Origin of the sequence: Azospirillum agricola (assembly GCF_020005195.1) — a bacterium.
GTDB classification, from domain to species: Bacteria; Pseudomonadota; Alphaproteobacteria; order Azospirillales; family Azospirillaceae; genus Azospirillum; species Azospirillum agricola.
In genome coordinates this window covers 1,351,276-1,364,077 of sequence record NZ_JAIFZR010000005.1, presented here as the reverse complement: position 1 = coordinate 1,364,077, position 12,802 = coordinate 1,351,276, and the positions used below count along the sequence as shown (strand labels likewise).

The 12,802-nt window shown below is 71.5% G+C and carries 11 protein-coding genes; 9 read left to right on the top strand and 2 right to left on the bottom strand.

The annotated features are described in order from the left end of the window. Positions 1-155 precede the first annotated feature (155 nt). Complete coding sequence (locus JN22_RS21500; protein WP_143268374.1) at positions 156-1,625, top strand: DEAD/DEAH box helicase; 1,470 nt, start codon at positions 156-158, stop codon at positions 1,623-1,625. Between the two features lie 86 nt (positions 1,626-1,711). Here the strand turns inward: JN22_RS21500 and tsaD are convergent, their stop codons facing one another. Then, positions 1,712-2,785 (bottom strand): tRNA (adenosine(37)-N6)-threonylcarbamoyltransferase complex transferase subunit TsaD, encoded by a 1,074-nt coding sequence (tsaD, locus tag JN22_RS21495; protein ID WP_085555864.1) that lies wholly within the window; start codon positions 2,783-2,785, stop codon positions 1,712-1,714. 211 nt (positions 2,786-2,996) lie between these two features. On the opposite strand from tsaD, the gene JN22_RS21490 reads away from it, so the two are divergent. The 8 genes from JN22_RS21490 (at position 2,997) to JN22_RS21455 (ending at position 12,411) form a co-directional block, all read left to right on the top strand. Then, positions 2,997-3,899 carry a class I SAM-dependent methyltransferase gene (locus tag JN22_RS21490; protein ID WP_085555863.1) on the top strand — a complete coding sequence of 301 codons (903 nt, stop codon included), beginning with the start codon at positions 2,997-2,999 and terminating at the stop codon, positions 3,897-3,899. Continuing rightward, entirely contained in the window at positions 3,896-4,825 is a 930-nt protein-coding gene (hemC, locus tag JN22_RS21485) for a hydroxymethylbilane synthase (protein ID WP_085555862.1), read from the top strand. Before JN22_RS21490 ends, hemC begins: the two co-directional genes overlap by 4 nt. After that, the gene (locus tag JN22_RS21480; RefSeq protein WP_223677837.1) at positions 4,822-5,580 is read left to right on the top strand and encodes a uroporphyrinogen-III synthase; all 759 of its coding nucleotides are present in this window, start codon (positions 4,822-4,824) and stop codon (positions 5,578-5,580) included. Before hemC ends, JN22_RS21480 begins: the two co-directional genes overlap by 4 nt. A 70-nt stretch (positions 5,581-5,650) precedes the next feature. Then, positions 5,651-7,528, top strand: a complete 1,878-nt coding sequence (locus JN22_RS21475) for a carph-isopro domain-containing protein (protein ID WP_085555861.1) — start codon at positions 5,651-5,653, stop codon at positions 7,526-7,528. Further along, positions 7,525-8,874 carry a heme biosynthesis protein HemY gene (locus JN22_RS21470; RefSeq protein ID WP_085555860.1) on the top strand — a complete coding sequence of 450 codons (1,350 nt, stop codon included), beginning with the start codon at positions 7,525-7,527 and terminating at the stop codon, positions 8,872-8,874. The genes JN22_RS21475 and JN22_RS21470 overlap by 4 nt, the downstream gene beginning before the upstream one ends. Before the next feature lie 95 nt (positions 8,875-8,969). Then, on the top strand, positions 8,970-9,722 hold the full coding sequence (locus JN22_RS21465; RefSeq protein ID WP_085555859.1) for an aspartate/glutamate racemase family protein: 753 nt from the start codon (positions 8,970-8,972) through the stop codon (positions 9,720-9,722). Positions 9,723-9,847: 125 nt separating this feature from the next. Further along, positions 9,848-11,269 (top strand): DHA2 family efflux MFS transporter permease subunit, encoded by a 1,422-nt coding sequence (locus tag JN22_RS21460; RefSeq protein ID WP_085557282.1) that lies wholly within the window; start codon positions 9,848-9,850, stop codon positions 11,267-11,269. A gap of 251 nt (positions 11,270-11,520) precedes the next feature. After that, positions 11,521-12,411, top strand: coding sequence for a LysR family transcriptional regulator (locus JN22_RS21455; RefSeq protein WP_085557281.1), 891 nt, complete (start codon positions 11,521-11,523; stop codon positions 12,409-12,411). Here JN22_RS21455 and JN22_RS21450 read toward each other — a convergent pair. Then, on the bottom strand, positions 12,383-12,559 hold the full coding sequence (locus JN22_RS21450) for a hypothetical protein (RefSeq protein ID WP_179166202.1): 177 nt from the start codon (positions 12,557-12,559) through the stop codon (positions 12,383-12,385). The two genes, JN22_RS21455 and JN22_RS21450, sit on opposite strands and share 29 nt — an antisense overlap. Positions 12,560-12,802 lie beyond the last annotated feature (243 nt).

Genomic DNA, 12,802 nt, shown 5'->3' with positions numbered 1-12,802 from the left:
CGCCCTATGTGTGCGGGGTTGGACGGCACCATGGCCGCGCAGAGCTTGCGCGTTCCCGCCGCCGACGGCTCCGCGCCATCCCGCCGCGGAGCGCGCAAGCCCGGCCGCTCCCCCATGGCGCGGCCCCCATTTCGGTGACCAGGACCATCCGTTCCATGACTGAATTTTCCGGCCTCGGCCTGATCGAGCCTCTTCAGCGCGCCGTCGCGGAGGAGGGTTACTCCACGGCCACGCCGATCCAGGCCGGCGCCATTCCCGTTCTGTTGCAGGGGCGCGACGTGCTCGGCCTCGCCCAGACCGGCACCGGCAAGACCGCCGCCTTCACCCTGCCGATCCTCCAGCGCCTGTTCGAGAGCAAGAAGCGCGTCGCCGCCAAGTCGCCGCGCACGCTGATCCTGACCCCGACGCGCGAACTGGCGCTCCAGATCGGCGACAGCTTCACCACCTACGGCCGCCATCTGCCGATCCGCCGCACGGTGATCCACGGCGGCGTCGGGCAGAGCCCGCAGATCGCGGCGCTCGCCCGCGGCGTCGAGGTGCTGATCGCCACGCCGGGCCGCCTGCTCGACCTGATGGCGCAGAACCACTGCAAGCTCGACGCGGTCGAGGTCTTCGTGCTCGACGAGGCCGACCGGATGCTCGACATGGGCTTCATCCGCGACGTCCGCAAGGTGGTCGCGGTCCTGCCCAAGCAGCGCCAGACCCTGCTCTTCTCGGCGACCATGCCCGACGCGGTGACGGAGCTGGCCAACAGCATCCTGACCGACGCCCAGCGCATCGAGGTCACGCCGCAATCGACCACGGTGGAGCGCATCAACCAGCGCGTCCTGTTCGTCGACCGCGCCGACAAGCGCCGGCTTCTGGCCGATCTGCTGCTCGACAGCACGGTGGAGCGGACCATCGTCTTCGCCCGCACCAAGCACGGCGCCGACCGCGTCGCCGAGCATCTGAAGAAGGCCGGCATCGCCGCCGACGCCATCCACGGCGACAAGTCGCAGTCGGCCCGCGTCCGCGCGCTGGAATCCTTCCGCAGCGGCGACCTGCGGGCGCTGGTGGCGACCGACATCGCGGCGCGCGGCATCGACGTCGACGGCATCAGCCACGTCATCAACTTCGACCTGCCGAACGAGCCGGAAAGCTACGTCCACCGCATCGGCCGCACCGCGCGCGCCGGCACCAACGGCAGCGCCGTGTCCTTCTGCGACCATGAAGAGGTCGGCTATCTGAAGGACATCGAGAAGACGATCCGCCAGCCGATCCCGGCCGACCACGACCATCCCTACCACGCGGTCGAGGTGGCGCAGATTCACGCCTCCTCCAAGCCGCCGCCCCGCCCGAAGGCTCCCGGCAGCAACCGCAACCAGGGCGGCGGGCGCAACCAGCAGCAGGCCGCCAAGCCGGTTCAGGCACAGGCGAAGCCCGCCCAGGCCAAGCCGGCCCAGCCGAAGCCCGCCCAGTCCCGGCCCCCGCAGGGCGGCAAGCCGGCCGCACATCCGCAGGCCAGCAAGACGCCGAAGCCCGGCGCCCAGCAGAACCGCCACGACCGCCGCCCGCAGCCGCACGCCGCGGCAACCCGGCCGGCCGGCGGCGAGACCCCGCTGAAGAAGAAGACCAGCGCCGCCTGACGGCCCCGACTCCGTCGTCCTTTGTCATGCCCGTGCCAGGCACGGGCATGACGGTTCTCCTGCTCAAAAACCGGGGTTGGAGGCTCTCACGCCTTTACGCCCGATCCGACACCGGCCCGCCCGATGGCGGGGGCGGCGGTCGGATCCAGCGGCCAGCGCGGGCGCGGGGCGAAGCTCAGCGGATCGCTCTCGCCCAGCCGGAAACGCTCGATCCCGGCCCAGGCGATCATCGCGGCGTTGTCGGTGCACAGCCGCAGCGGCGGCGCCACGAAGGGCATGCCCTCCGCCGCCGCCAGCGTCGACAGCCGGGCGCGCAGCGTCCTGTTCGCCGCCACCCCGCCGGCCACCACCAGGGCGCCGCCCTGCGGGTGCTCCTGCTTGAAGCGGCGGATGGCGCGGGCGCAGCGGTCGGCCATCACCTCGGCCACCGTCGTCTGGAAGGCCGCCGCCAGATCGTCGCGGTCGGCGTCGGACAGCGGCGAGCCCAGCTCCTCGGCGTGGCGCCGCACCGCCGTCTTCAAACCCGAGAAGGAGAAATCGCAGCCGGGCCGCCCGACCAGCGGACGCGGCAGCTCGAAGCGTCCGGGGTTGCTCGCCCGCGCCGCCGCCTTCTCGACCAGCGGCCCGCCGGGATAGCCGAGCCCGAGCAGCTTGGCCGTCTTGTCGAAGGCCTCGCCCACCGCGTCGTCGATGGTGGTGCCGAGCCGGCGGTAGCGCCCCACCCCCTCGACCACCAGCAACTGGCAATGACCGCCCGACACCAGCAGCAGCAAGTAGGGAAAGGCGACGTCGTCGGTCAGCCGCGCGGTCAGCGCGTGGCCCTCCAGATGGTTGACCGCGACGAAGGGCAGATTGCGCGCAGCCGCGATGGCCTTGGCGGTCATCACCCCGACGATCACGCCACCGATCAGCCCCGGCCCGCCGGTGGCCGCCACCGCGTCGAGGTCGCCGAAGCCGACCCCGGCCTCGGCCATGGCGCGGCGGACCAGCCCGTCGAGATGCTCCAGATGGGCGCGGGCGGCGATTTCCGGAACCACCCCGCCATAGGGCGTGTGGTCGTCCAGTTGCGACAGGACCACGTCGGCGCGGATCTCGCGCGCGTCGGTGACCACGGCGGCGGCCGTCTCGTCGCAGCTTGTCTCGATTCCAAGAACGATCATGCCCGCCAAACTAGCCGCCTTGCCCGCGCGGGTATAGGGTTTTGGGGGTTGGAAGCGCGCTGCCCCCGGCGAAGCGGTCCTGGACACGGATGAACACGGATGCGGGCTTCGCCCGCCCACGGATGGCCCCTGGTCGGTCGTATCCGTGTTCATCCGATAAAATCCGTGTTCATCCGTGTCTCCAGATTCTTCAAACACTCCACGGCAATCCATGAATCCCGACACGCCCGGCGACGACGCCAGCATCCTCTATTACGACGCCGACTACCCGTCGCTGGAGATCGGGCCGGCGCGCGGCGAGGACGCGGCGGCGCTCGCCCGCATCGGCCTGCTCGGCGACGTCGCCTTCTACACCGAACAGGCACTGGCGAGCGGTGGCCCGGTGCTGGAGATCGGCTGCGGCACCGGGCGCCTGACCATCCCGCTGGCCCGCGCCGGAGTCGAGGTCCGGGCGGTCGACGTCTCCGAGGCCATGCTCGCCCGGCTGCGCGACCGGCTGGCGCGCGAGGCTCCGGAGGTCCGGGCGCGTGTCCATGTGGTGCGGCAAAACGCCTCGACGCTCGACCTGCCGGACTGCGCGGCAAAGCTGGCAATCCTGCCCTTCAACGTGCTGATGCTGATCCCCGACGCGGAGGAGACGCGCCATGCCCTGCGCGCCGCCGCCCGCCATCTCGCCCCCGGCGGGCTCTTCGCGCTGGACGTCATGAACCCGGCCACCCTGCCCTGGCAGGCCGATCCCGCCCCCGTCCCCTCCAGGCCACGGCGCAACCCGTTGACCGGCAACCCCTATGTCCGCCACGCCCAGGCGTCGGCGGTGGACGCGCGCGGGGTCCAGCGCATCTCCGGCTGGTACGACGAGCTGCTGCCGGATGGCGCCATCCGCTCGGCCCGCTTCGCCTTCGACTGGCGGATGATCGGCCGCGCGGCGCTCGCCGCCCTGCTCGACGAAGCCGGCTTCGCCATCGAGCGGCTGACCGGCGATTTTGACGGCGCCCCCTGGAGCGAGGACAGCCGACGCATCGTCGTCACCGGCCGGCGCAAGCCCGACGCCCCGGCGGCGGTCCCCGGCGACGCTTTGCAAAGCGGCCCGGATGGCCTAGAACTCGGGGCATGACGACCCTTCCGCTCCGCATCGGCACGCGCGGCAGCCCGTTGGCGCTGGCGCAGGCCCATGAGACGCGCGATCGCCTGATCGCCGCCCATCCCCATCTCGCCGCCCCCGGCGCCATCGAGATCGTCGTCCTCAAGACCACCGGCGACCGCATCCTCGACCGCACGCTGGCCGAGGCCGGCGGCAAGGGCCTGTTCACCAAGGAGCTGGAGGAGGCGCTGTTCGACGGCCGCGCCGACCTCGCCGTCCATTCGATGAAGGACGTGCCGACCCAGCTTCCCGACGGGCTGGAGATCGCCGCCTTCCTCCCGCGCGAGGATCCGCGCGACGCCTTCTTCTCGCGCTCCGGCGGCGGTCTGGCCGACCTGCCGGCCGGCGCCGTGGTCGGCACCGCCGGCCTGCGGCGCCAGGCCCAGGTGCTGGAGCTGCGCCCCGACCTGACGATCTTCCCGCTGCGCGGCAACGTGCAGACCCGCCTGTCGAAGCTCGACGCCGGGGAGGTGGACGCCACCCTGCTGGCGCTGGCCGGCCTGCGCCGACTCGGCCTGACCGGGCGGATCACCGCCGTGCTGGAGCCGGAAACCATGCTGCCGGCGGTCGCCCAGGGCGCCATCGGCATCGAGATCCGCTCGGGCGACGACGCCACCCGCGCCTTGATCGCCCCGCTGAACTGCCCGGAGACGGCAATCCGCGTCACCGCCGAGCGCTCCCTGCTGGCGGCGCTGGACGGATCCTGCCGCACGCCGATCGCGGCGCTGGCCCTGCTCGACGGCGACGCCCTGCACCTGCGGGTCAAGGTGCTGTCGAACGACGGCCAGCGCGTCTTCCGCGCCGAGCGCCGGGGCAGCGCGGCCGAGGCCGTGGCGCTCGGCGCCGACGCCGGGGCCGAGATCAAGGCCCAGCTTCCGCCGGACTTTTTCACCCCGTGAAAAACGCCCCCGAAATCCGGCGGCCGCGCCTTCTCGTGACCCGCCCGATGGAGGATGCTGAGCCGCTCGTCCGCCGGCTCGACGGGCTGGGCTTCGCCTGCTCGGTGGAGCCCATGCTGTCGCTCGTCTGGCTCGACGGGCCGGAACTCGACCTCGCGGACGTACAAGCGTTGCTGTTCACCAGCGCGAACGGCGTACGCGCCTACACCAGACGTACGACGCGGCGCGACCGTCCGGTCTACGCCGTCGGCGACGCGACCGCCACCGCCGCCCGCGCCGCCGGATTCGCCGCCGTGGAAAGCGCCTCGGGCGACGTGTACGCGCTGGCCGGGCTGGTGCGCGCGCGGCTCGATCCGAAGCACGGCACGCTGCTGCACGTCGCGGGCAGCAAGGTCGCCGGCGACCTCGCCGGTCTGCTTGGCGGGGCCGGTTTCACGCTGCACCGCAGCGTGCTGTACGACGCCGTGCCGGCCGATCGGCTGTCGGAGGGGACTGCGGCGATTTTCCGTACGTCCGACCTGGACGGCGTGCTGTTTTTCTCTCCCCGTACCGTGCTGTCCTTTGTTAGGTTGCTGGCCGAGGCCGGACTGGTCGACCAGTGTCGTACGGTCGATGCGTTCTGCCTCAGCCCCGCGGTCGCGGAGGCTGCCCGTGCGTACGGCGACCAGGGAGTGACGCCGTGGCGAAGCGTACGGGTGGCGTCGCGGCCGGAGCAGGACGCCTTGCTGGACCTGTTGCCGCCCGCGCGCGGCTGAGGGAGGCCGGGGGAGCCGCTTTGGGGGTTGTGGCGTTAAGACGAACAACAGCGAACCGAAGGTACACCCCATGACCTCTCGTCCAGGCTCGGACCGTCCGACCCCCGAACAGGACGGCGACGCGAACGCCGCGTCATCCGGAACCCCGACCAGCGCCGCCGCCCCCAACGCCGGCTCCAGCGCGGTCGACCGCATCGTCGAGCGTTTCGGCGGCATCCGCCCGATGGCCCACAAGGTGGACATCCCCGTCACCACGGTGCAGGGCTGGAAGAAGCGCGGGGCGATCCCGCTGGCCCGCCACGCCGACCTGCGCGCCGCCGCCGCCAAGCACCGGATCAAGCTGAGCGACGCCGACCTGGACGCCGCCACCCCCAGCGAGGACCGCACGGCCGCCGAGGGCGCCATCGCGGCCACGGGGCCGAGCGCGTCCCCGACGGACGTCATCATCGTCCCGCCCGCTCCCACCGCCGTCGGCGACGACACGCTGCCCGGCGCGACCACCGCGCCGGAGACCGCCCCCGACGTCGCGATCCCCCCGGCCCAGCCGGCCGACACCATTCCGGCGGCCGGCGCCGACACCCCGGTCGCGGGCGAGACGGCAACCGACAGCCTGAAGGCGGAAAACGCGAAGGCAGACACCCCGGCCGGCCCGGCCGTCGGCCCGATCGTCGAGCCGATCACCCCGACGCTGGACCCGGATGCCCCCAAGCTGGACGGCGCCAAGCTGGACGGCGCCAAGACGGATGAGGCGAAGCCGGACATCCCGAAGGCCACCAGCTACACGAAGCCCGAAGACGTCGGACCGCCACGCATCGCGACGGCAACCCCGGCCCCCTCCGCTTACCTGGATGAACCGCGCTCCGGCGGCGGCTTCGCGACCGCGCTGTCGATCGTCGCCCTGCTGGTCGGCGCCGCCGCGCTGGCCGAGCCCTGGTGGGGTCCGCGCCTGCCCGGCTGGCCGGCCACCGCCGCCGCCCCGGCCACCCCGGCGGCCGTCGCTCCTCCCGCCGACCCCGCCCTGCGCGCCCAGGTCCAGCAGCTCGCCGACCGCCTCGGCAAGCTGGAGCAGCGCCCGGCCGCCCCGGCCGGCGACGGTGCCGCCACGGCGGCCCCCGCCGACACCTCCGGGCTGGAGGCGTCGCTCCGCCAGCTCGCCGAGCGCATCGACGGGCTTGAGAAGCGCCCCGTCGCCGCCCCGGCCGAGCCGGCCGAGCCCGACCCGCGCGTCGGCCAGCTCACCGAGCGCTTCGGCGCCATCGAGCAGCGCCTGACCGCCGTCGCCGGCAACAGCCAGGCCGCCCAGGACCTGCGCCGCGACCTCGACGCCGTGAAGCAGCAGATCGCCACCGTCAACCAGACGGTCGAAACCCGCCGCGACGCCGCCACCGCCGCCCAGGCGCTGGTGCTCGCCGCCGGGCAGCTCCGCTCCTCGCTCGCCGCCGGCCAGCCCTTCCAGCAGGATCTCCAGGGCGTCCGCGCGCTGGGCATCGCCGACGCCGGAGTGACGCAGCCGCTCGACACGGTGGCCCCCTTCGCCGCCAAGGGCATCCCGACCCAGGCGCAGCTCACCGACCGCTTCCGTCCGCTGGCCAGCGAGATCGTCCGCGCCGCCGAGCGCGGCGACGGCTCCACCTGGATCGATCAGGTCACCGGCAAGCTGGCGACGCTGGTCACCGTCCGCCGCCAGGGCGGCGGCGTGGTCGGCACCAGCCCCGACGCCATCGTCGCCCGCGCCGAAGCCGCGGTGAACGAGAACAACCTCGCCAAGGCGGTGGAGGAGCTGTCGGCGCTCCAGGGCGCCGGGGCCGCCACCGCGGCGCCCTGGCTGGCCGACGCCAAGGCCCGCCTCGCCGCCGACCAGGCCGGACGCCAGCTCACCGAGCGCGCCATCGCCCTGCTCAACACGGCAGCGGGTGGTGCGGCCGGCGGGAAAGGAGCGGCCCAATGATCCGCGCCCTCTGGTTCATCCTCAAGCTGGCGGTCGTCATCGCGATCGCCATCTGGCTGATCGAGCGGCCCGGCACCGTCAGCGTGAACTGGCTGGGCTACGCCATCGAGACCTCCTTCACCGTCGCCCTGCTGATCGGGCTGGTGGCGCTGGGGATCGCGGCGCTGGGGTATCGGCTGGTCCGCGCCATCCTGCGCACCCCGACCCGCGTCCGCCGCCACAGCCGCGCCCGCAAGCGGGAGCGCGGCTACCGCGCCCTGACCCAGGGCATGGTGGCGGTGGCGGCCGGCGACGCGCCGACCGCGCGCAAGATGGCGCGCAAGGCCGACGGCCTGCTGAACGAGCCGCCGCTGACCATGCTGCTGTCGGCCCAGGCCGCCCAGCTCCAGGGCGACGAGCGCGCCGCCAAGGAGTATTTCACGGCGATGCTGGAGCGGCCGGAGACGGCCTTCCTCGGCCTGCGCGGCCTGCTGACCCAGGCGATCAAGGCGGGCGACCGGGTCGAGGCGCTGCAACTGGCCCGCAAGGCGCGGGCGTTGCAGCCCAACACCCCCTGGCTGCTCGGCACGCTCTATGACCTGGAGGCCCGCTCGGGCGACTGGGCGGCGGCGGAAGGCACGTTGCAGCAGGCGATCCAGGCCGGGGCCATCCCGACCGAGGACGGCCGCCGGCACCGCGCCGTCCTGCTGCTGGAGCGCAGCTTCGAGTCGGAGCGGCGCGGCCGCAGCGACTCCGCCCTCTCGCACGCCCAGTCGGCGCACGACCTGATGCCCGGCTTCGTCCCGGCGGCCGCCCGTCTGGCCCGCCTCCAGGTCGCCGCCGGCAAGCCGAAGGCCGCCGCCAAGGTGGTGGAGCGGACATGGCGCCTGTCGCCGCACCCCGATCTGGCCGACGCCTACCGCGAGGTGCTGAACGGCTACGACCCGCTGACCCGCGTCAAGCTGTTCGAGAAGCTGCTGAACCAGGCGCCCAAGCACGTCGAGTCGCACATCGCGCTCGCCCGCATCGCGCTGGAAGCCCAACTCTGGGGCGAGGCGCGCGACCATCTGAACCGCGCGCTGGCGATCGAGCCGTCGCGCCGGCTCTACCGCCTGTTCGCCGAGTTGGAGCGCAGCGAGCGCCAGGACGAGTCGGCGGCCCGCGATTGGATGGCCAAGGCCGCCGCCGCTCCCGCCGACCCGGCCTGGACCTGCGACCCCTGCAACGCCGTCAGCCACGCCTGGGGCGGGCTGTGCGGCCATTGCGGAGCGTTCGACAGCCTGGACTGGAAGGCGCCGACCCTGGCGACCTCCCTGATGGAGCCGGGCGGCCCGCCGGCAGCGCTGGCGAAGCCGTCGGCGGCGTGAGTCCTGCCCCCGCCTGACCTCCCCCGCCGGGCGGAGAGGTCAGGCGGGGGCTCGACTCTGGAAAAGCGCAAACCCGACCTCGAGGCCCACCGACCATGACGACGCCCGACCAATCCCGGCCGCGCCCCCTGCCCCAGAAGATCATCGGCATCCTCGGCGGCATGAGCGACCAGGCGACCGCCGAGTACTACCGCCTGCTGAACGAGGGGCTGAACGCCCGCTACGGCGGCTGGGACAACGGCGAAATCGTCATCGTCAGCGTCAATTTCGGCAACATCCAGCATTTCGTCCGTCAGGGCGATTGGGAGAGCGCGGAGCGCTACCTCTCCGGCAAGGTCGACGCGCTGGAGCGCGCCGGCGCCGACGTGATCCTGTGCATGTCGAACACCATGCACCGCGTGGTCGAGCCGATCATGGCAGCGCGCTCCACCCCCTTCATCCACATCGCCGACCCGACCGGCGAGGCGATCCGCGCCGCCGGCCTGACGCACGTTGCCCTGCTCGGCACGCTGGCGACCATGCGGTCGGAGACGCTGCGCCGGCGCTTCCAGGACCGCTTCGGCATCACCCTGCTGACCCCGGACGAGGCGGATCAGGTCATCGTCGACCGCATCATCTTCGACGAGCTGGTCCGCCGCGACCTGCGCCCGGAGTCGAAGGCGGAGTATCTGCGGATCGTCGACGGCCTGCGCGGGCGGGGCGCCCAGGGCGTCATCCTCGGCTGCACCGAGATCTTCCTGCTGATCGGCCAGGATGACCGGCCGGACTTCCCGGTCTTCGACACCACCGGCCTGCACGTCGCCGCCGCCGTGGCCTTCGCCACCGCGGAGACCGACGCCGGCGCCTGAGCGGCCCCCGTTCCCTGCCGCGCCGATGCATGACAGGGTTATCGGATCGGCGGTGGTCAACGCGGCGGACGGCCTCACATTCGGTTGATTCCCGCCGCCACCGCCGGTCGCCCATGTCCCGCGCCATGCCCCGCGTCGTTCCGCTCATCATCGCCTGCGCCCTGTTCATGGAGAATCTGGACGCGACGGTGGTCGCCACCGCCCTGCCGAGCATCGCCCGCTCGCTGGGCGAGGATCCGCTGCGGCTCAGCCTCGCCATGACCTCCTACATGCTGGCGCTGGCGGTGTTCCTGCCGGTCAGCGGCTGGATGGCGGACCGTTTCGGCGCGCGCACGGTCTTCGCCTCGGCCATCGCGGTCTTCACCGCCGGGTCGCTGTTCTGCGGCATGGCCAACGGCTTGGCCGAGCTGGTCGCCGCCCGCATCGTCCAGGGCATCGGCGGCTCGATGATGGTGCCGGTCGGCCGGCTGATCCTGCTGCGCACCGTGCCCAAGGACCAGCTCGTCACCGCGATGGCGCGGATGACCCTGCCGGCGCTGATCGGCCCGGCTCTGGGGCCGCTGGTCGGCGGGGCGATCACCACCTACGTGTCGTGGCGCTGGATCTTCGTCATCAACCTGCCGATCGGTCTGATCGGCATCGCGCTGGTGCTGAAGCTGATCCCCAACCTGAAGGACGAGCAGCGCGACCCGTTCGACGGCACCGGCTTCCTGCTGAGCGCCCTGGCGCTCGCCGCCTTCATGTTCGGCTTCGAGAATGTCGGGCGCGACCTGCTGCCGCCCGTGGCCGTCGCCGCGCTGCTGGCGGCGGCGCTGGTGATGACCCTGCTCTATCTGCGCCACGCCCGGCGGGTGGCGCGTCCGGTGCTCGACCCGTCCCTGTTCCGGCTGCCGACCTACCGGGCCTCGGTCGCCGGCGGCACGCTGTTCCGCATCGGCATCGGCGCCGTGCCCTTCCTGATGCCGGTGATGCTCCAGATCGGCTTCGGTCTGTCCGCCTTCGAATCCGGCGCCCTGACCTTCGCCGGGGCTGCCGGGGCCCTGACCATGAAGGCGCTGGCCGGCCCCATCCTGCGCCGCGCCGGCTTCCGCCGCGTGCTGCTGGTCAACGCGCTGGTCAGCGGTGCGGTGCTGGCCGGCTACGGCGCTTTCCGGCCCGACACGCCGCACGCGCTGATCCTGGGGGCGCTGCTGCTCGGCGGCTTCTTCCGCTCGCTGCAATTCACCGGGCTGAACAGCCTCGCCTACGCCGAGGTGCCGCAGGCGATGACCAGCCGCGCCAACACGCTGGCCAACGTCATGCAGCAGCTCTCGCTGAGCCTGGGCGTCGCGGTCGGGGCCACCGCCCTCCATCTCACCACGCAATGGACCGGCGCCGCGCTGACGGCGTCCGATTTCGCGCCCGCCTTCCTGACGGTCGGGCTGATGGCCTGCGCGTCGGGCCTGTTCTTCCTGCGCCTGCCGGCCGATGCGGGCGCCGAGATCAGCGGCCACCGCCTCCGCCAGGGCAGCGCCACCCGCGCGCCGCTGACCGACGCGGCGGACTGAGCCGGTTTTTCCGGGCGCAAGCAGCGGCGACGCGCAATCGGCGACAGCGATCCAACCCCCGGCAGGCCACCGACCGCTGATCGTTCGGATGAGAATAACTCCGGCGATCATGATTAATTTTCGTGCGAACCGCCTGCGACAGAGCGTGCGTTCGGGGCGCGTTCCCGTTATAAAGATGCATGGCGGCTATGCGCCGCCTTCAAGAATGATGGGAGGCTCTCCGCCACCGCGCGCGAGGGCGGGACAGTATGATGGATTGGGACAAGCTTCGGGTTTTCCACGCGGTGGCCGAAGCCGGCAGCTTCACGCACGCCGGCGAGACCCTGAACCTCAGCCAGTCGGCCGTCAGCCGGCAGATCAGCGCCCTTGAGGAAAGCCTGGGCGTTCCTCTGTTCCACCGGCATGCCCGCGGCCTGATCCTCACCGAGCAGGGCGAGTTGCTTCACCGCACCGCCCGCGACGTCTTCGCCAAGCTGTCGATGACCGAGGCGATGCTGACCGAAAGCCGGGAGCATCCCAAGGGGCCTCTGCGCGTCACGACGACGGTCGCCTTCGGCTCGACCTGGCTGACCCCGCGCATCAACGAGTTCATGTCGATCTATCCCGACATCCAGTTGACGCTGCTGATCGATGACGACGAACTGGATCTGGCGATGCGCGAGGCGGACATCGCCATCCGCATGAACACGCCGCGCCAGCCCGACCTCATCCAGCGCCACCTGATGTCGATCCGCTTCCACCTGTATGCCAGCCAGGGCTACGTGAAGAAGCGCGGCGCGCCGAAGACGGCGAACGACCTCGACAGCCACGACCTCATCACCTACCCGCCCGACGTGCGGGCGCCGATTCCCAACGTGAACTGGATCATGGACGTGGGCGAGCCCTCGCCCAACCGCCGCGCGATCCTCCAGGTGAACAGCGTCTACGCCATCTACCGCGCGGTGGAGAGCGGCCTCGGCATCGCCGCCCTGCCCGATTTCCTGGTGGACGGACACGCCAAGGATCTGGTGCGGGTCCTGCCCGACATCGACGGCCCGAAGGTGGACGCCTATTTCGTTTACGCCGAGGAACTGCGCCATTCCAAGCGCATCGCGGTGTTCCGCGACTTCCTGGTCAAAAAAGTGGCAGAGACGCCCTTCTAAGGCGTTCGCCTGTTTTTTGATCGCTTGGTCCTCTTTGCAACAGCATTGCCGAAATCGTCCAGGTTTCTTTCCTTTCAAAGGGAACCTGATCGATTTCGGCATTTTTATTAGCGTTTTCAGGGTGATCGAAGCCATGCAAGGCGCGCATGGTAGATTTATTTTATTGTGCCTGGAAACTTGGCACCAGAATGGTCAAATTTTGATCGTTGGATGTTGCGACGCAGCATTCGATGTTTCGTCCCGGGGGCATCCCCTCCGGGGTTGGGTCTCCGGACCCAGCGTCTCCCAGACGTGAAGCCTCCCTGTTCAACTCGCCGCTAATCCAACGGGTTAGCGGCGGTTTTTTTTGGGCAGGCGATGGCCTCAGCCTCCCCGCGCAAGATCTTGGACA

Excerpts from the sequence above, each read along its gene's own strand:
- hemC (WP_085555862.1), top strand. The coding sequence starts at position 3,896 with ATGACGACCCTTCCGCTCCGCATCGGCACGCGCGGCAGCCCGTTGGCG.
- tsaD (WP_085555864.1), bottom strand. The coding sequence starts at position 2,785 with ATGATCGTTCTTGGAATCGAGACAAGCTGCGACGAGACGGCCGCCGCC.
- JN22_RS21460 (WP_085557282.1), top strand. The coding sequence starts at position 9,848 with ATGCCCCGCGTCGTTCCGCTCATCATCGCCTGCGCCCTGTTCATGGAG.
- JN22_RS21500 (WP_143268374.1), top strand. The coding sequence starts at position 156 with ATGACTGAATTTTCCGGCCTCGGCCTGATCGAGCCTCTTCAGCGCGCC.
- JN22_RS21450 (WP_179166202.1), bottom strand. The coding sequence starts at position 12,559 with ATGCGCGCCTTGCATGGCTTCGATCACCCTGAAAACGCTAATAAAAAT.
- JN22_RS21490 (WP_085555863.1), top strand. The coding sequence starts at position 2,997 with ATGAATCCCGACACGCCCGGCGACGACGCCAGCATCCTCTATTACGAC.
- JN22_RS21455 (WP_085557281.1), top strand. The coding sequence starts at position 11,521 with ATGGATTGGGACAAGCTTCGGGTTTTCCACGCGGTGGCCGAAGCCGGC.
- JN22_RS21470 (WP_085555860.1), top strand. The coding sequence starts at position 7,525 with ATGATCCGCGCCCTCTGGTTCATCCTCAAGCTGGCGGTCGTCATCGCG.
- JN22_RS21465 (WP_085555859.1), top strand. The coding sequence starts at position 8,970 with ATGACGACGCCCGACCAATCCCGGCCGCGCCCCCTGCCCCAGAAGATC.
- JN22_RS21475 (WP_085555861.1), top strand. The coding sequence starts at position 5,651 with ATGACCTCTCGTCCAGGCTCGGACCGTCCGACCCCCGAACAGGACGGC.